We start from the raw sequence: 18,057 nt of genomic DNA on the forward strand, positions 1-18,057 counted from the left end.
GCCGGACCACCGTGGTCCCGCACCGACGGCCAGGGAGATTTCCTCGATGAGGTTAGCGCGAAGTGCGACGGTGACGGCCCTTGCGGCCGGACTGTCGGCCCTCGTGAGCACGGTATCTGCCCAAGCGCAGCCCCAGCACGGGGATCGCTATGTCGCCCTGGGCAGTTCGTATGCCTCGGGCCCCGGGATCGCCCCGCAGATCGATACGAAGTGTGCGCGCTCGGGCGTCGACTATCCCCATCTGCTGGCGCAGCGGATCGGCGCCGATCTGACCGACGTCACCTGCAGCGGCGCGGTTACCGCCGACATTCTCAGCCGCGGCCAGCGCATCCGCAGCGGCGGCACCGTCCCCCCGCAGATCGACGCGGTCACTCCCGATACCAAGCTGGTCACCGTCAGCATCGGCGGCAACGATCTGAACCTGATCGGCGGCATGATCGGCCGCAGCTGCCGCTCGGCCCTCACCGCCGCGGCCCCGTCCGTGGCCACCGTCCCCGCCGCGGCTGTGCGCGCGCTGCGCACGTGCACCTCATTCGCCTCCACCGCCGAACCGTCGGCAGCGGAGGTGGCTACGCTCGGGCGTGACCTGACCGATGTCGTCCGCGCGGTCCGTGCGAGGGCGCCCCACGCCAAAGTGCTGCTCGTGCAGTATCTTCCCGTTCTCGACACCCACGCCACCACGTGCCCCGGCGTCGTCATGTCACCGGCCGACGCGAGCGCCACGCGGCGCACCTACGACGAACTCGTCACCGCCACCCGCGCCGCCGCCACCGCATCGGGCGCGACGGTCGTCGACATGCCCGACGCCGACTCACACACCGCCTGCAGCTCGACCCCCTGGGTCAACGGATTCCACAACCCGCTGTCCGGCGACAACAACTCGATCGGCACGTCCTACCACCCGAACCAGGCCGGCATGCAGGCCGTCGCCGACCGCCTGGCCACCTTCGCGCCGTCCAACGAAACCCTGCTCCCAGCCATCGACAGCGCTCCCCGCATCCTCGCGCCCCTGGTGTCGCACACCGGTTAGCGAGGGCGGCCAGGCCGGGGTATCGCCGGGTGCGCATCGCCTGCAGGCCAGCTCTACCCGGCCCGAGGGGCGGTCGCATCGACGAGGAAGTGCAGGCATCGCCAGGGGCAGGGCGAAAGCTCGCGACTCCGTCAGCCCTGGCCGACGGTCGATGACGTTGCAGCCGGCGGCTTTCCGGATTCGCGGATATGCAGCCAGGTCAGGATGACCTGTAGGCAGAGGCCGATATTGCCTATCTGGCAATGGTTTTGGGCCTGTTCGGCGGGGGTGAACACGCGGGTCGTGATCGAATTGGCGTTCGTGAGCGCGGCGGCCTGGCGGCGGAGCTGGTGAGCGGGCACGTAGTGGTCCTCGGCACCGGCCAGTAGCAGGACATCGGCGGTCACGCGGGCGGAATCGGCGTGGGTCGACAGGCTTTGGGCGGCACGGAAAAATCCGTAGGCGTCGCGGGTTCCGGTGACGTGCATGCCGTGGCGCAGGCCCCATGCAGCGATCGGTTTCCGTGCCGCGGCGAGACCGGCGACGCGGTGGATCAGGCGGCGGGCGCGGCACGCGAGGGCGATGCGCAGGAGCGGCCCGGCGGCGGGAAAGGCCTGGCGGGTAAGGCATTCGAGGAAGTCGTCGAGCACGTCGAGCGCGACGACCCGGCGAATCCTGGGTTCGTGGGCGGCAGCGCGGATCACGAGCCCGCCGCCGAGCGAGACGCCGATGAGAGTGACCTCGTCAAGTCCGAAATGGTCCAGCACGGCAGCCACCGGACGTTCCCAGGCCGCGGTGAGGGGCAGGGCATGGTCCTCGAGTGCGCCGCCCTGGCCGGGGCCGTCGAAGGCGATGAGGCGGTATCCGGCGCGGGCGCCGGCGAGCAGGAGCGGGAAGACCTCCTCGGGGTATTCGTCGAATCCGCCGCAGACCACGATGACCCCGCGCGGCGGCGCATCCGGCGGCGCGACGTCGTAGGCGGGCAGGGCCGCCGCGCCGTAGGGCACATCCACCGGCTGCAGCTGATAGAGCTCGCGCATGGCGTGCACGAAGCGGCCGCGCGCCGGGCCGCGACGCGGGTCGCCGGCCACCATGAAGAATTCCGCGGCGCGATCGTAGTAGGCGCCGGCCATCGCACGCCCAGAATCCCTTGCCTGCTCGGCCAGTTCGAGAAATACCGTCACCCACTCCGCGTAGGTCCCGATCCGGCCCGCGGCGGTCCGGATCTCGGGCAGCGCCGACGGGCCGATCCATTGCAGGAATCGGTTGAGCTGGAACTCCATCCCCCGATCCGGATGCATGCGGTGATAGCCGACCGCCACCGCGGCCGGATCGATGTCGGTGATCGGCGCATCCCAGTTGACCATGCCCACTCCTTAACGCAGGTATACTTGCGATAAGCAGCATCACACGGTCGAGATGTAAACGCAAGAACACTTGCGTTAGATTGGATCGATGCCCGAGCCATCACCCCCCGTGCGCCGTACCGGCGGCCGCAGCGCGCGAGTCCGCGGCGCGGTCGTCGAGTCCGCGTTGCACGTGCTGTTCGAGCTGGGCCCGGACCAGTTCACCGTCGCGGAGGTGGCCGCGCGCGCCGGCGTCCACGAGACGTCGATCTACCGCCGCTGGCGCACCCGGGAGAACCTGATCGTCGACGCCATGCTCGCGAACACCGGCGAGATGATCCCGACGCCCGACACCGGTTCGGTCCGTGGCGATCTCACCGCGCTGGTCCGCGCCCTCGCGGCATTCCTGGCGCAGCCGGCCGGGGAGACCTTCGTGCGCGCGGCGGCGATGACGGTCGACGACTCCGACGTCGCCGAGGCCCGGCGCACGTTCTGGCAATCGCGCCTGCACCTCGCCACGGCCATCGTCGAACGGGGAATCGAGCGGGGAGAACTACCCCCGGACACCGATGCGGGCCTATTGCTGGAAACCGTTGTGGCGCCGCTGTATCTGCGGATCCTGCTCACGCACGAACCCATCGATGGGACGTTTCCGGAGCGAGTGGTGGACCTGGTCCTACATCCCTGACATGGACTGGCGTTCCTGGTTCATGAGCAGGTCGGCAAGAGCGCGCACGAACTCGCCTCGGAACTCCAGTAATCCGCCGAGCCAAGTCATGAGATCGAGGCCACGAAACCCTGACCGAGCCTTGCCCACCGGACGACTCGGCGCCATTGCCCGCAACAGCCCGTCACGCTATTATCACTTCGATAGTGAACGACTGTGCACCGAGTTTCTCCGAGTCGATCGAGGTGTGGACGATCATGCGCAAACGGCAGACCGCGGAGCCGCGTACCGCTTCGGACGTGATTCGCCGCTACTCCCGGACCCTGGAGGCCGAGGCCGCATGGGTGGAGGAACTCGCTCGGGAGGTGCGCGCCACCTCCGCCGACCACACCCGCCGGGCGCATCGCTCGATGCGGGAGGCGATGCAGGACACGGACGTAGAGCTCCGCGGCCTGGTCGCGGAGATCGCGGCCCTGACCCGAGGCGCGCTCCGGGCCCGATCGGCACAGCGCACGCAGCACAGGCGGCGTCGGATCTGGAAGTAGCCGGTCTCGGGCCGCAATCGAGTGCACAGGCATTCACCCCACCGGGTTGAGGCACCACATCGATTCGCCCGGTATCTCGGCCGGCTCGCGGTCGGGATGGTAGAGCCGCTGCTCGCACCCGCATCACTCCTACTCTCTTAAGAGAATCATCATTAGGTTGGAGAGGACGCGATGCACCTGACCCAGTTCCTGCACCGAGCGGTGCAACAGCATCCGGACGCGAACGCGACGGTGTTCGGCGATCGGGTCCGGACCGTCTCGGAGTCCGCGGACCGGATCGCGCGGCTCGCGGGCGGACTGGCCAGGCTGGGCGTCGAGCGGGGCGACCGGGTGGCGATGCTGGCTCTCAACTCCGACCGATATCACGAGTACTTCCTGGCCACCGCCTGGCTGGGGGCCGTGGCGACCCCCGTCAACACCCGCTGGAGCCCCGGCGAGATCGCTTACTCGCTGCTCGATTCCGGCACCGGCACCCTGCTGGTCGACGACGCCTTCGCCGCGCTCGTACCGGAATTGCGCGACCGCTGCCCGGACGTGCACCGCATCGTCTTCCTCGGCGAGGGCGAGCTGCCCGCCGGCACCACCGGCTACGAAGAACTGATCGCGTCCGCCGACCCGATACCTGACACCCGGACCGGCGGCGACGAGCTGCTCGGCATCTTCTACACCGGCGGGACCACCGGAAATCCCAAGGGCGTCATGCTGAGTCACGACAACGTCTGCGCCTCGGCAGCCGGTTCGATGGTGACCACCGAGCTGCTCACGCGAGGCGGGCGAATGCTGCACGCCGCGCCCATGTTCCACCTGGCCGACTTCGCACAGTGGGTGTGCGGGAACATGATCGGCTCGACGCACGTCATCGTGCCCGCCTTCACCCCCGCCGGGGTCCGCGAGGCCGTCGAACGGCACACGGTCACCGATGCGCTGTTGGTGCCCACCATGATTCAGATGCTCGTCGACGATCCCGCCACCGCCGCAGCCGATCTCGGCTCGGTCCGGCACATCCTCTACGGCGCGTCACCGATCTCGACCGCGGTGCTGGAACGCGCCCGAAAGGCCTTCCCGGCAGCGGCTTTCACCCAGCTCTACGGCATGACGGAGGTGGCGCCCGTGGCGACGGTGCTCGATGCCGCCGACCACGAGGACCCGGCGCTGCGGCGATCGGCCGGACGCGCGGCCGTCCACGCCGAGGTCCGGATCGTCGACCCGGAGGACGCCGAGGTGCCACGCGGGACCGTCGGCGAGGTCGTGGTGCGCGGGGACGGGGTGATGCTCGGCTACTGGAATCGACCGCAGGAGACGGCGGCGGCCCTGCGCGACGGCTGGATGCACACCGGCGACGGCGGCCGCATGGACGAGAACGGCTACGTGTTCATCGTCGATCGACTCAAGGACATGATCATCACCGGCGGCGAGAACGTCTACTCCGCGGAGGTGGAGAACGCGCTGGCCCAGCATCCGGCGGTGGCGTCCTGCGCGGTGATCGGAATTCCGGATCCCGCCTGGGGCGAACGGGTGCACGCGGTGGTGGTCCTGCATCCGGACGCGCGCCTGACCACGGAGCAGATGCAAGCGCACTGCAAGGCCCTGATCGCGAACTACAAGATCCCCCGCAGCCTCGCGATCATGGATGCGCTACCGCTGTCCGGGGCGGGCAAGATCCTCAAACGCGAACTGCGCGAGCAGTTCTGGGGTGACGCGGACTCCCAGGTGTCCTGAGGAATCCTCCGTTTGCTCACCGGATGTGAATCTGCACTAGTTTCCGAGCATGGAGGGACGGGTGGATGACGGCGACCGGTGAGCGCCCGGCGCGCGGGACGCGCCCGGCCAACCGGCGCGAGCTGATCGTCGCGGCGGCGGGACCGCTGTTCTACCGGGACGGCTACGCGGGCACCAGCATGAGCGGCATCGCCGAGGCCGTCGCCATGGGCCCGTCGGCGCTGTACCGGCACTTCCGGTCCAAGCAGAAGGTGCTCGACGCCGTCGTGCTCGGCTCCATCGACCGGGTGCACGAGCAGCTGGCCACCGCGACGAGCGCCGACCTGGCCGCCGCCGCGGCGCGCGCCACCGTGCGCGACCGCAATCTGGGGGTGATCTGGCATCGCGAGGCCCGCTACCTCACCCCCGAGGATCGCCGGGCCGCCGCGCGGCGGATCGGCCGGGTACTGGCCGACCTCGCCGCGCTGATCCGGGTGCGACGTCCTGGATCGAGCCCCGCGGACGCGGAGTTCCTGGCCGCCTGCGTGCTGGGCATCATGACCGGCCTCTCGTTCCAGCGCATCCAGATGCCCGATGATCGCCTGACCCGTCTGGTGGAGCGGTTGATGCTCGCCGCACTCGACTGCGAGCTGCCCGCGCTCGCGCCGACTGCCGCCGGGACACCCTCCCGAACCGGCGTCGCCGCCACCGGTCGCCGCAACGTCATCCTCGATACCGCCACGGAACTGTTTGCCGGGCAGGGCTATTCGAGTGTCGGCATGGAGGACATCGGGCGGGCGGTGGGCATGGCGGGCCCCAGCCTCTACCACCATTTCGAGGGCAAGACCGAGATTCTCGAGGCGGCGTTCCTGCGGGCCAACGAATGGTTGCAGCGGGACCTGCAGCGCGCGCTGGCCGAGGCCGGCGACGAGGCGGACGGGCTGCGCCGCCTGCTGACCGGCTACACCGATTTCGCGCTCGAGCGTCCCGCCGAGGTCCGGCTGCTGCTCACCGAGACCGTCGAGCTGCCCGAGCCACGCGGTCATCGGGTGCGGGCGATACAGCATCAGTACGTCAGCGAATGGGTGCGGTTGCTGCGCCGGGTGCGGCCCGACATGGATGCCACCACCGCGCGAGTACGGGTGCAATCGGCCATACACATCGCCAATGACGTGGCGCTGTCCCCGCGGCTGCGCGCGGCGGGCGGGACCGGGGCACGCGTGTCGGCCGTCGGCACGCGACTGCTGGAGTTGCCCCCGCAGTTCTGATCGCGCCGCAGGAGAACGCCGACTATCCTGCCCGACATGGATCGGGAAGACTTCGCCCACACCGCCGACGCGCATGGCGCTGTCCAGCCCATGACGACGCACCGCGGCGCGGCGCGCACCGGCCGTTGATCGGCCGCAACTCCCCGCTGCGACTGGATGATTCGCGGCCGGCGGCACAAAAGATCACCCGGTTCGATTCGATTCCGACCATAGTGGGCATACTGGTCGCCGACAGAGTCAGTACATCTGTGGTTCAGACGGGCCTCTACTCGAGCCGATCGGAATCGGCCACACCGCCGATTCCGGTTGGGGAGCACCTGATCACCAGCACAGGTGACAGGATTGTGGAGGGTACGGTATGACCGAAGCAGCCAGCCCGATCAGGGCCGCCGATCCGGCCGACGCGGCCCCGGGCGGTGTCCGGACCGCGCCCGCCGAGGCGGCGAGCCCGCCAAAGATCAAGCGGCCCTACCTGTATCAGGCCGACCTGTTCCGGATCATCACGTTCCTGTGTGTCATCGGCGGACACGTCGTCGACGGTGCCAACTCCATGAATCCCGGGAACGTGACCGCCCAGGGCGCGGAGGTGCTGCTGCACTACACGCGCCAGGCGTTCTTCACGCTCACCGCATTCGTGCTGGTGTACCAGTACGCCCGGCGGCCGTTCTCGGCGCGGGGCTTCTGGCGGCGCCGGTTCGCCCTGGTCGGAATCCCGTACGTGGCATGGTCGGTGGTCTACTGGGCGTATCCGCTGATCACCGGCATGTGGCACGAGACGGTGCCGCAGGCGCTGCAGCAGTTGCTCGTCGAACTCGCCACCGGCAATGCCTGGTATCAGATGTACTTCCTGCTGGTGACCATGCAGGTGTATCTGCTGTTCCCGCTGATCCTGAAGCTGCTGGACGCGACGCAGGGGTATCACCGATGGCTGGTGGCCGCCGGCGCGGCCCTGCAGCTGGTCTTCCTGTGGTACTTCGTCCATCCGCCGGAGTTCACGGGCCTCGTCGCCTCGATCTGGAACCACGTCTACGCGCTGGTCATCGCCTACCCGTTCTACGTGATCTTCGGCGCGGTCGCGGCCTGGCACATGGACACCGTCATCAGGATCGTGCGCCGGTTCGGGCCGCTGCTCGTCGCGGGCGGGATCACCGCGGCCGTCTTCGCGGAGTGGTACTATCTGCGCTCGGTCGACCTCGGCATGCCCCCCTGGACGGCCAGCAACGTCTTCATGCCGCACCTGCTCCCGGTCTTCGCACTGATCATCCTGGGCCAGTACACGGTCTGCTACTGGTGGGCCGGAATCCGGCGCGACGGCACCCTCGTCGCCCGCACGGTGAGCTGGGGCGCCGACCGCTCCTTCGGCGTCTTCCTACTGCACCCGCTGGCCCTGCAACTCCTGGCCCCCTACATCGTTCCGCTGCAGCAGCAGGTCGGCTCCCTCCTGTGCACGACGATCATCTTCGTGTCCGTCCTGGCGATGTCCCTCGCGGGAACCGAAGTCCTCCGCCGCATCCCCGGCAGCCTCTGGCTCACCGGCCGGCCGATGATCCACACCGACTTCACCCCCCTAACCCGCCGGTCCCGCACCACGTAACCGGACCCCTATCTCGACCGCGGTCAGATCATCGCAGGGAGCGTAGGCGACGAAATTCCGCGAGGCGCTCAGCCAACGCCGAGCCGATGCTTGCGACACTGCTGTGGCACCTTCTCCGTGCCGGACCGGATAATCGCCATGCGCCCCCGGCTTACGCGGTTCGGGTCGCGCTCACGATGAACAGGGTCACGGATGCGAAAAACGGTTCGGCGGCAAGGCCTTCGAGCCAGCGGTCCGCTTGCTCGCGCGTCAGGTACTCGGCCTCGACGGCGCGGTGACACACTCGCGCGAACCCGAGTACTCGATCCGCCGGCTCGAGGTCGCGAAAGACGGTCGTGATCGGTAGCACGTCCCCGACCTCCAGCCCGGCTCGCAAGGCAAGGGCCGGGAGCTGTCGGCCGATCGCACCGTTGCGGACCGCCACGTCGGCGACGAAACGGGTGTAAGCGCGCGACAATTCACGATCCCGGCTGTCGACGACCAGGGTCTCCCAGTCCGGTTCGGCGAAAACCACCGTGCCCCCGGGCCGGAGAAGCCGACGGATCTCGTCGAGGACGACATCCGGCCGATTCACATGCTGCAGAACACGATCCGTGCGTGCCCGATCGGCGCTGCCGTCGGCGAGCGGAAGGTCGTGGATATCACCGTGGTGCACCTCGATCCGCGAATCGAGAGCATGCTCGGCCCGCGCCTGCTCGACGGCCGCGGCATCGACGTCGACCCCGATGACACGCCCATCCGGCCCAACGGCCTCCGCCAGCGCGACCAGATCGGCCCCCGGACCACACCCGAGATCCACCACGGTATCCCCACCCCGAACCCCCAACTGCTCCACCGCAATCGCCTTGTACCGCCGTCCGATATCGGAATCGGCGAGCCGACGCAGGTAGTCGTCCGGGCGAGTTGTCTCGAGCACAAGTTTTTCCACCGGATCGAGCCTACCGAGGACCGCCCCGAGGGCGTCCGGAACCGAAGGGTGGAGTCGTGCCTTCGGGCCCGAGCTGTCGCTGCTGCGCGCCGAGTTCGGCTTCTCCTACACGATGATCAGCGTCTACTCAGCACTGTGGGCGGCTGGGTCGATCGTGGCCGGGCTGGTCTTTCCAGCTCTGGCCGCCCGGGTCGAGCGGCGCGCACTCGCGCTCGCGATGCTCTGGCCGCCGACCGCAGCCGACGAGTGCGCCACTCGTAGTCAGCCTCTTGTATCACTGGCGCCTTGGTGCGGTACTGGAAATGTAGCGGCCCTACTGTAAGGAGTGGATATGTCCGGGCAAGAACTGAACTCAGCAGATTCCGGTATCAATCGGCGCACCGTGATGTTTGCCGGTGTCGGGGCGGCCGTCGCAGCCACGGCACTGACGTCGGTCGATCAGAGCGGCGCGCCGAGAGCAACCGCCGCGCCCGCCGCGGGACAGGCCGAGTGCTCTGCGGTCGCGAAGGTGATCGCCAAGACCGCCGATATCCCGGTCGGCGGCGGCGTAATTCTCGGCGATGTGGTTGTGACGCAGCCTATGGCCGGCGAATTTCGGGCATTCTGTGCAACCTGCACTCATCTCGGCTGCCATCTCGGGTCGGTGACCAACGGCACCATCAATTGCCCGTGCCACGGCAGTAAGTTCCACCTCGACGGCGAGGTAGCGCACGGCCCCGCATTCTTGCCGCTGGTTCAACGTCCAGTACATGTTGATGGTACTGCTGTGGTGCTGGAGCCGATCCTGCCCGGTGCGGATATACCCTGCCCGAGTCTGCCGAACCTGTTCCCGAGCCGGACACCGACGCTTACGGCTCCCCTGTCCGCCCGAGGGTGAGCTTGCTGATGCCGGTATGAGAACAAGTTCCCGCTCCGTGAGCTCAGGCAGTGGTGCCGTTCCGGTCACAGCACTGCTCGGCGCCGCCGACGGAGTGCCCGTCCGATTGTTGGCCGACATTGAAAATGCCTACGCGGCACCGACCGCGCGGATTGCTCGGCACCGAACAAATACGGCCCTTCGGCTCCGGTGAGTCGCTGCGTCTGTCAACCGGACACGACTTCACGTGGTGCCGACACCGTCGCGCCCCCGTACGGATGTGGTGATTCCACGCCAAAAACACATGCAGTCTTGAACCGGCCGGTCGTGCACTACGTTTAACCGGGTAGGCGCTGGTCAACTGGCTGCCTCATCTACTCGCCTCTGGAGAGTGCGTCATGAAGGGAATACGACCGTTCAGTGCGTCAGGTCTGGAACGAACCTCGCGTCGTCTCGATCGGCGATCGGCCGCGACGGCTCGCAGAGTACGCAGAGGATTCGGAACTGTCGACAACCGGCTGACGCCCGCGCCTTTCACGGGCACCCCCGCCCTCACTGGCAAGCTCGACCACAATGGTTTCCCTGCACCCGCCGCAATCTCCACGTCGGCGATTCGCTGACCGCCGCCACACTTGCGGCCCGGCTGTGCGAGCGAACCGGCCACATCGTGCCGGTGCAACGAGTCCTCGTCGACCCGGCACCGCGGTCGCCGGCCGGCACACCGAGAACGACCGCCCCGGACGAGACCAGAACGACCGGGCGGCATCGCGCGTGATCGGACTGGTCCTGACAAGGCAATTCCATTCTGCGTCAGCCCATCTCGACCGCACCACGGTACACAGGACTCGATCATGAATACCGCCGAGGAATTCATCGGGACACGCTCCAGCGTGATACCGACCAGACTCTTCGCCGTCGAACCCGGCACACGCGCGGACGAGCACCCCCGCGCCGAGGAATTGCGCAGGTGGACTGTGGAATACCTGTGTCAACCCCATCCTGACCTCGGCCGCCCCGGCCCGGTCTGCCCCTACACCGGACGCGCGGTGGCAGGCCGATACCTCTGGGCCGCGTTCATCGACGGCGACGAGATCGACAGGACTTTCATCACCGCGGTGGTCGACGATATGAACGACCTGTTTCCCCTGCTACCACCCGAGCACCAACCCGAGTCCAGTCTCAAGGCCGTCTTGTCGGTCTTTCCCGACCTGACCCGCTACGACGACCTCGAGGCCGTACAACGCAGCCAGAAGACCAAGTTCGTCCGACAAGGACTGATGCTCGGCCAGTTCTACCCGGGATGCACCGTGGCCGGACTGCACAACCCGCACTTTCCCGCGCTCGACTCTCCGCTGCCCCTGCTCGCCGTGCGCCACATGGCGCCAACAGACTTCGCATTCCTCGAGACCCGGCCCGAATGGGTCGAACCGTATCTCGAGATCTTCGCACCCGATATCCCCAGCTTCCTGAGTCATTACCTGGCCAACAAACTCGTCGAACGCCACGAAGGACCGCCGGAGAACTGATCCCGGGGGCGTCGGCGCGCACGATCCGGCCCTAGGGTGCGACGCCAACGTGCGAGAGCACGTCCGCGTCACGTGTAGCCCGAAACGTCACCTCCGTGGGGTTCGGCGATCCGGGACTGCCAGATGCTGCCGAACTCGGTGCGGACTGGCTGAGCCGTATCGGTTCGTCTTCGGCGGTTGGCGGCCAGTACTCGGTGCGCCTGGTGTGTCGTGCGCACGGTGGGCTTGTGTGCTGTGGGTCAGGCTGCCGTCGCTCGGTTCCGCAGTGGCTTGGCCAGTCTGCCCAGGAGCCCTGCGATGAGTGCGGTCTGAGCGGGCACGGTGTCGGGGTAGATGAACTCGCCCTGGGCATGGGCGCCGTCGCCAACCGCGCCCATGCCGCAGAGCACGGGCAGGCCGAGGGCGGCGACGAAGTTGGCGTCGCTGGCACCGCCGACCGCGGTGTCGGGCAACTGGCGGCCCTGTTCGCCGGCGACCTCGCGAGCGAGGTCGAGGAGTGGGGCGGAGGCAGGATTCATGACCATCGGCGGCCGGTTCCAGCCGTGGACGATCGTGATGTCCACGCGGGGGTCGCTGACCTGGATGGCGTCGAACTCGGCGTCCACGCGGTCCTGTTCGGACTCGGTGGTGACCCGGACGTCGATGTTCGCGGTGGCGTGGCCCGCGACGACGTTGGTGGCGCTGCCGCCTTCGATGAGTCCGGGGTTGATCGTGGTGCCCCGGTCGGGGTCGGCGATGGCTGCGGCGGCGACCACGAACTCGGACAGCGCGGTGATGGCGCTCGCCCCGTCCTGCGGCGCGAGCCCGGCGTGGGACTCGACGCCGGAGGCAGTGACCTCGAACATTCCGGTGCCCTTGCGGGCGGTCTTGACGGCGCCGTGCGCGGTGGGCTCCAGCACCAGGGTGACGTCGGCCTGCTGGGCGACCTGCTCGATCACCGGACGGGAGGAGTGCGAGCCGATCTCCTCGTCGCCGTTGAAGAGGAAGGTGACGGTGGGTACGGGGGCGCCGCTCTCGCGGGCGAGTTTCAGGGCCCAGATCCCTTGTGCCAGGCCGGTCTTCATGTCGAAGATGCCCGGTCCGCTGAGCTTGTCCCGCCCGTCGGACGCGATCGGTGCCTGGTTCCATCCGGCGAGCGTGCCGGTCGGCCACACGGTGTCGTAGTGACCGAAGAGGGCGACGTGCCCGGGGCCGGTGCCGGTGTAGGTCAGGGTGAGGGTGTCTGCGCACGCTCCGCCGGGGTGGCGGTGTTCGTGGTCGGGCCGCCCGAGCCGGTGGACGACCAGTTCGCGCAGCAGGTCCCGGCCCGCCGACAGGGCGGGCAGGTCGTAGCTACTGGTCTCCTGGCGGACGAGCGTCAGGATGTCGGTGACGATTTGCGACGAGACATCCTGGGCGTGGGCGGTCAGGGCAGCAGCGGGCGACGCGGTCATGAGTGGCTTTCTCGGGTGGCGGAAGGGTTTGCGGGTTGGGCGGCGGGTCAGCCGAGGCCGAAGGGGATGCCGAGCAGGTACCAGGCCAGGAAGAAACCGACCCAGACGACCCAGGCGACGACGGCGATCGGGAGGGTGAAGGCGGCGAGGGTGCCGAGGCCGGCGTCCTGGCGGTACTGCCTGATGAAGCCCACGGCCATCACGAAGAAGGGGCTCATCGGAGTGATGCACTTGGTGACCGAGTCGGCGACCCGGTAGATGGCCTGGGTGGTCTCGGGGTGGATGCCGAGAAGCATCAGCATGGGCACGAGTATCGGGGCGATCAGCGCCCACAGCGCGGACCCGCTGGTGATGAGGAGGTTCATCAGCGAGACCAGCACGGCGATGCCGAGCAGGAGGAGCCAGCCGTTCAGGTGCAGGGCGCGCAGTGCGTCCGCGCCCCGGACGGCGAGGATGTCGCTGATGTTCGTCCACTTGAAGCAGGCGAGGAACTGGGAGATCGCGAAGAACAGCACGAGGGTCGACGCCATCGCCTTGGTGCCGGTGATCATCGAGTCGACGACGTCCCGGGGGGCAGTGAAGGTCCGCGTCATGCGGCCGTAGACGGTGCCGAGCAGGGCGAAGAACACGAACAACACCAGCGACATGCCGCTGAACAGCGGCGAGTCGAGGATGCCGCCGCCCTTGCCGCGCAGCGGCGAGACCTGCGGGATCATCACCGCCACCAGGAGTGCGAGGAAGCCTAGCGCGACCAGGCCCGTCACCCGCAGCGCGCGGCGCTGTTCCTGGGTCGGCTCGATCTGTGCCCGTTCGGCGGTGTCCGGTTCGGTGTCCGGTGCGTCGGCGGCCAGGTCCGGGCGGCGGGCGAGGAACTTGTCGGCGACGACCGTGATCACGACGGCCATGAGCAGCGATGAGGCGACCCCGAAGAAGTAGTTCGCCACCGGGGTGACGACGTAGTGCGGGTCGATGGTGCGGGCCGCGGCGGTCGACAGATTCGACAGCAGGATGTCGGTCGGGGTGAGGGCGGGTGACGCGTTGAAGCCCGCGGAGATCGAGACGTAGGCGACGATGCAGCCGAGCATGGGGCTACGGCCCGCGGCGCGGTAGACCAGGGCCCCCAGCGGGATCAGCATGACGTACGCGGCGTCGCCCGCGACGTGGCTGACCATCGCCGTCAGCGCCAGGACGAAGGTCAGATACCGGCCCGGCACCCGCGCGACCATGCGATGCAGCAGGGCCGCGAACATGCCGCTCTGCTCGGCGATGGCGATGCCGAACCCGACGACCAGAATCGTGGCGATGGGCGGGAAGCTGGTGAAGTTCTTGTCGCCGCCCTGGATGATCAGCGCGAGACCGGCCTTGCTCAGCAGGCTGTGCACCTTGACAACCTCGGGCGAGCCGGGGAGCACGGCGCCGACGTCCGCCGCCGCCAGGATGGCGCTGAGCACGACGACGAGCCCGGCCAGCAGCCAGAACAGCCAGAACGGGTCGGGCAGCTTGTTTCCGGCCTGCTCGATCAGCGCCAGGCTGCGGAACGCGGCCCGGGCGAGTCTCGACGGGGGCGTGATCGCCTGGGGCTCGATCTCGGTGGCACTCATCACTACCTCTTCAGTGTCTCCGGGGGATGTTTCGACAGATAATGCCGAAAGAATGAGAGATTATCTAGTCTTAGCATGTAAAAATGGGATTGGCTAGCGGTCTAAGGTGGAGTGCCATGACCCCTCCCCAGCTCGACGGGCTCGACCGGCGTCTCATCGGAGCCCTGCACCTGGCGCCCCGGGCCACCTGGGACGATATCGGCGCGGTCCTGTCCGCCGACGCGAGCACCCTCAAGCGTCGCTTCGACCGCCTGGTGGAAGCCCGGATGCTCCGCGTGATCGGGCAGGCCGACTGGGGCATGCACTCCACCGCGATGCCGGTGCACGTCTACCTGGACGTCACCGGCGAAACCCCGCTCGCCGTCCTGGACCGGCTCCGTGACCTGCCCCATCTGCAGTTCCTGGCACAGATCTCCGGCAACTACCCGCTCTACGCGGTCGCCCACGCCCCCTCCGAAGCAGCCACCAGCGAGGCGGTCGACCGAATGTTCGCCATCCCCGGCGTCCGCCGCGTCAACGCCTTACCCGCGCTCAGCACGCTGCGCCGAGGCATCACCTGGGACCCGGGGTTCCTGACCGGCACCGAACGGGCCGACCTGCTGGCACTCACCGCGGCCCGCCCCGAGGGCCCGGCAACCGCGACACCCCCCGCCAATCCCCTCAGCGAGACCGAACGCACCATCGTCACCCAGCTGATGCAGAACGGCCGGGCCTCCGCCGCCGGCATCGCCCGCGCCGCGGGGCTCGCCACCTCCACCGCCCACCGGGTCGTCCGCCGGGTCCTCGACGAGCAATGGGTCAAACCCCGGCTGGAGATCGTCTCGGAATGGCTCGGCTTCCACACCCCGTTCCAGCTGCGCTTGCGGGTCGCCCCCGGCGAGACCCCCGACGTCATGCGCCGCCTCGACGAACTCCCCCAGACCCGCCTCACCGTCCACGTCGCCAGCGACGTCTCCGTCCTGTGCAACGGCCTGGTCACCGACCGCACCGCCCTGGCCGCGTTCATCGACGACGACATCGCGAAGATCCCCGGCATCCTCGCAGTCAACGTCGATGTCGCGCTTGCCGAACCGCGCCGCTACTGGCTGGACCGTGACCGAACCTCGGGCCTCGGCCACTTCCACGCACCAGCGCTGCTGTGATTCCCGCGCTACAGGATCGCGCGCCAACCTCTGATGCCTTTGGCTCCTTAACTGCTCGCCTTGGGGCCCGACCAGCAGACCGGCCCGAAAGGACTGGAAGCCTCGCACCGCCGCAACTGGCAACTCGCCGACGAGAACGACCTCCTGCGCCGCCAACTGGCCCATGCCCTCGGTCAACTTCGCGCAACTTCGACCACCTCGCGGCCACAACCGACGGCGAGCCCTTCCCGACTGATGCCCCGGAGTCTGCCGGGTGCGTCAGGTGCAGCAGTCGGGGTCCAGGATCCGACACATCGCGCCGAGCGCATCCCGGCGAGCACGGTGGACCGTGTTCATCCCGCGACGCTCCGATTCGACCATGCCGGCGTTGCGCAGCTGGGCGAGATGATGGCTGACCGTGGACTCCGACAACCCCACCGCCGCCGCCAACTCGCCGCTGTTCGGTTCACCGGACGGACTGGTCAACAGCAGCGACATCAACCGCACCCGCGCCGGGTCGGCCAGCGCCTTCAACCGCAGCGCCACCTCCAACGCCGCCGCCTCGTCCATCGCCGCCGCGGCCACCGGTGTGCAGCACACCGGGGCGGACATGTCGATCACGGGCAACGCCTTGGGCATGACACCCACCCTACTAGGGAAATTGACATATGTCGAAAAGATGGCACACTCGACTACGCAAGTTCTTCGACATATATGAAACAACCGGAGGTTGCCATGTCCCGCGTCCAGCTCGCCCTCAACGTCGACGACCTCGACCAGGCCGTGACGTTCTACTCGACCCTGTTCGGCACCGAGCCGGCCAAGCGCAAGCCGGGCTACGCCAACTTCGCCGTCGCCGAGCCTCCGCTGAAGCTGGTGCTGATCGAGAACCCCGGCCACGGCGGCAGTCTCAATCATCTCGGCGTCGAGGTCGAGACCTCCGAGCAGGTTCATGGTGAGATCGCGCGCCTGTCGGAGGCGGGCCTGTTCACCGAGGAGCAGATCGCGACCACGTGTTGCTTCGCGACCCAGGACAAGGTGTGGGTCACCGCGCCGGACGCCGAGCGGTGGGAGGTTTACACCGTGCTCGCCGACAGCGACACCTTCGGCACCGCACCCCAACTCGCGTCAAGCGACGCCGAAGCGGTCGCGGTCTGCTGCGGCACCCCCGAGGACGCCGCCGCCGAAGGCGCATGCTGCTCGACACAGGCCAAGAAGGACGCGGTCGCCTCCGGCGCAACCTGCTGCTGACCGCGATCGAACGAAGCCTGTTCACCGAGAGTTCGCTTGCTCACGGATTCGATCCACATCAATATCAACGCGTGTCTAGGTCCGAGTTGCCGTTGACGGTCGTGGCCTCGGCGTCATGTGAGGTCACAACCCTGATCCGCGAACCACTCACCGGCGAGGCCGCCGCCGAGTTGGCCGGGGTGTTCAAAGCGTTGTCGGATCCGGTGCGGTTGCGCTTGTTGTCGCTGGTGGCCAGCCATGCCGGGCAGGAAGCGTGTGTCTGCGACATCTCCGACGGATTCGAGGTCAGCCAACCCACCATCTCGCATCACCTGAAGGTGCTGCGGGAGGCCGGACTGCTGGCCAGCGAACGGCGCGGATCGTGGGTCTACTACCGCATCGAACCCGCCGCGCTGCGACAGCTCTCCCAGCTGCTCGACATCACCGACCCCGCTGCGGCGGTGGCGCGGTGAACGATCTCGCGCGGCGGCTGCTCGCCGAATTCACTGGCACCGCTCTGCTGGTCACCGTCGTCGTGGGCTCCGGTATCGCCGCGCAGCAGCTCTCGCCCGGCGACACCGGATTGCAGTTGCTGGAGAACTCCACCGCGACCGTGTTCGGGTTGGCTGTGTTGATCCTCGTGTTCGGACCGGTCTCCGGCGCCCACTTCAACCCGGTCGTGTCCGCCGTGGACTGGCTCGCGGGCCGTCGTCACGGCACCGGCCTGCCCGCCGCCGACCTCGGCGGCTACATCCTCGCCCAAACCGCGGGCGGGATCGCCGGGGCGATCCTGGCCAACGTCATGTTCGACCAACGCGCCATGCAAATATCCACCCATCACCGCATCACCGGCGGCCACGTTGTCGGCGAGGTTGTTGCCACTGCCGGGTTGATCGCGGTCATCTTCGCCCTGGCCCGCACCGGTCGCGCGGGGTTGTCGGCCGCCGCCGTGGGCGGATACATCGGTGCGGCTTACTGGTTCACCAGCTCGACCTCGTTCGCCAACCCGGCCGTCACGATCGGGCGGATCTTCTCCGACACCTTCGCCGGGATCGCACCGTCCTCGACACCAGGATTCATCGCCGCCCAGATCGCCGGAGCCCTGCTCGGACTAGGACTGATCGCCCTGCTCTACCCGACCACCCCTGCTGCGGCGGCCGACAACGTCGTCGTCCCACACCACACCGATCCCGCCACCACCACCGACAACCCGATACCCACCACACGCTGAACCC

The 18,057-nt window shown here is 68.2% G+C and carries 17 protein-coding genes; 12 read left to right on the plus strand and 5 right to left on the minus strand.

Annotated features, from left to right (window positions below; genetic code table 11):
- Positions 1 to 103 precede the first annotated feature (103 nt).
- Positions 104 to 1,030 (plus strand): SGNH/GDSL hydrolase family protein, encoded by a 927-nt coding sequence (locus tag ABH933_RS30740; protein ID WP_429422054.1) that lies wholly within the window; start codon positions 104 to 106, stop codon positions 1,028 to 1,030.
- A gap of 131 nt (positions 1,031 to 1,161) precedes the next feature.
- On the opposite strand, the gene ABH933_RS30745 is transcribed toward ABH933_RS30740, so the two are convergent.
- On the minus strand, positions 1,162 to 2,376 hold the full coding sequence (locus tag ABH933_RS30745; protein ID WP_429422052.1) for an alpha/beta fold hydrolase: 1,215 nt from the start codon (positions 2,374 to 2,376) through the stop codon (positions 1,162 to 1,164).
- Positions 2,377 to 2,464: 88 nt separating this feature from the next.
- Here ABH933_RS30745 and ABH933_RS30750 point away from each other — a divergent pair, with 88 nt between their 5' ends.
- From ABH933_RS30750 to ABH933_RS30770, 5 genes are all read left to right on the plus strand, one after another.
- Positions 2,465 to 3,043: a TetR/AcrR family transcriptional regulator gene (locus ABH933_RS30750; RefSeq protein WP_429422050.1), complete on the plus strand. Its 579-nt coding sequence runs from the start codon at positions 2,465 to 2,467 to the stop codon at positions 3,041 to 3,043.
- Between the two features lie 185 nt (positions 3,044 to 3,228).
- Entirely contained in the window at positions 3,229 to 3,567 is a 339-nt protein-coding gene (locus tag ABH933_RS30755; RefSeq protein WP_429422048.1) for a hypothetical protein, read from the plus strand.
- 171 nt (positions 3,568 to 3,738) lie between these two features.
- Positions 3,739 to 5,286 (plus strand): acyl-CoA synthetase, encoded by a 1,548-nt coding sequence (locus ABH933_RS30760; protein ID WP_429422046.1) that lies wholly within the window; start codon positions 3,739 to 3,741, stop codon positions 5,284 to 5,286.
- Between the two features lie 65 nt (positions 5,287 to 5,351).
- Entirely contained in the window at positions 5,352 to 6,533 is a 1,182-nt protein-coding gene (locus ABH933_RS30765) for a TetR/AcrR family transcriptional regulator (RefSeq protein ID WP_429422044.1), read from the plus strand.
- A gap of 358 nt (positions 6,534 to 6,891) precedes the next feature.
- Positions 6,892 to 8,127 (plus strand): acyltransferase family protein, encoded by a 1,236-nt coding sequence (locus ABH933_RS30770; protein ID WP_429422042.1) that lies wholly within the window; start codon positions 6,892 to 6,894, stop codon positions 8,125 to 8,127.
- A 151-nt stretch (positions 8,128 to 8,278) separates the two neighbouring features.
- Here ABH933_RS30770 and ABH933_RS30775 read toward each other — a convergent pair whose 3' ends face one another.
- The gene (locus tag ABH933_RS30775; protein ID WP_429422040.1) at positions 8,279 to 9,055 is read right to left on the minus strand and encodes a methyltransferase domain-containing protein; all 777 of its coding nucleotides are present in this window, start codon (positions 9,053 to 9,055) and stop codon (positions 8,279 to 8,281) included.
- Between the two features lie 331 nt (positions 9,056 to 9,386).
- On the opposite strand from ABH933_RS30775, the gene ABH933_RS30780 reads away from it, so the two are divergent.
- Positions 9,387 to 9,932: a Rieske (2Fe-2S) protein gene (locus ABH933_RS30780; RefSeq protein ID WP_429422038.1), complete on the plus strand. Its 546-nt coding sequence runs from the start codon at positions 9,387 to 9,389 to the stop codon at positions 9,930 to 9,932.
- Positions 9,933 to 10,762: 830 nt separating this feature from the next.
- Positions 10,763 to 11,437: a DUF6875 domain-containing protein gene (locus ABH933_RS30785; RefSeq protein WP_429422037.1), complete on the plus strand. Its 675-nt coding sequence runs from the start codon at positions 10,763 to 10,765 to the stop codon at positions 11,435 to 11,437.
- A gap of 239 nt (positions 11,438 to 11,676) precedes the next feature.
- Here the strand turns inward: ABH933_RS30785 and ABH933_RS30790 are convergent, their stop codons facing one another.
- Both ABH933_RS30790 and ABH933_RS30795 read right to left on the minus strand, forming a co-directional pair.
- Positions 11,677 to 12,870: a M20 family metallopeptidase gene (locus tag ABH933_RS30790; RefSeq protein ID WP_429422035.1), complete on the minus strand. Its 1,194-nt coding sequence runs from the start codon at positions 12,868 to 12,870 to the stop codon at positions 11,677 to 11,679.
- Positions 12,871 to 12,917: 47 nt separating this feature from the next.
- Positions 12,918 to 14,471, minus strand: a complete 1,554-nt coding sequence (locus ABH933_RS30795; RefSeq protein WP_429422033.1) for an AbgT family transporter — start codon at positions 14,469 to 14,471, stop codon at positions 12,918 to 12,920.
- Positions 14,472 to 14,587: 116 nt separating this feature from the next.
- On the opposite strand from ABH933_RS30795, the gene ABH933_RS30800 reads away from it, so the two are divergent.
- On the plus strand, positions 14,588 to 15,613 hold the full coding sequence (locus tag ABH933_RS30800; RefSeq protein WP_429422031.1) for a winged helix-turn-helix transcriptional regulator: 1,026 nt from the start codon (positions 14,588 to 14,590) through the stop codon (positions 15,611 to 15,613).
- 258 nt (positions 15,614 to 15,871) lie between these two features.
- Here ABH933_RS30800 and ABH933_RS30805 read toward each other — a convergent pair whose 3' ends face one another.
- Positions 15,872 to 16,231, minus strand: coding sequence for an Rv2640c family ArsR-like transcriptional regulator (locus ABH933_RS30805; protein WP_215922482.1), 360 nt, complete (start codon positions 16,229 to 16,231; stop codon positions 15,872 to 15,874).
- 96 nt (positions 16,232 to 16,327) lie between these two features.
- Between ABH933_RS30805 and ABH933_RS30810 the strand changes: the two genes are divergently transcribed.
- From ABH933_RS30810 to ABH933_RS30820, 3 genes are all read left to right on the plus strand, one after another.
- Entirely contained in the window at positions 16,328 to 16,843 is a 516-nt protein-coding gene (locus ABH933_RS30810; protein ID WP_429422029.1) for an ArsI/CadI family heavy metal resistance metalloenzyme, read from the plus strand.
- A 71-nt stretch (positions 16,844 to 16,914) separates the two neighbouring features.
- Complete coding sequence (locus ABH933_RS30815) at positions 16,915 to 17,295, plus strand: ArsR/SmtB family transcription factor (protein ID WP_429422027.1); 381 nt, start codon at positions 16,915 to 16,917, stop codon at positions 17,293 to 17,295.
- Positions 17,292 to 18,053, plus strand: a complete 762-nt coding sequence (locus tag ABH933_RS30820; protein ID WP_429422026.1) for an aquaporin — start codon at positions 17,292 to 17,294, stop codon at positions 18,051 to 18,053. Before ABH933_RS30815 ends, ABH933_RS30820 begins: the two co-directional genes overlap by 4 nt.
- Positions 18,054 to 18,057: the final 4 nt, after the last annotated feature.

The sequence above is a fragment of the Nocardia sp. GP40 genome (assembly GCF_050434125.1).
Lineage (GTDB): Bacteria > Actinomycetota > Actinomycetes > Mycobacteriales > Mycobacteriaceae > Nocardia > Nocardia albiluteola.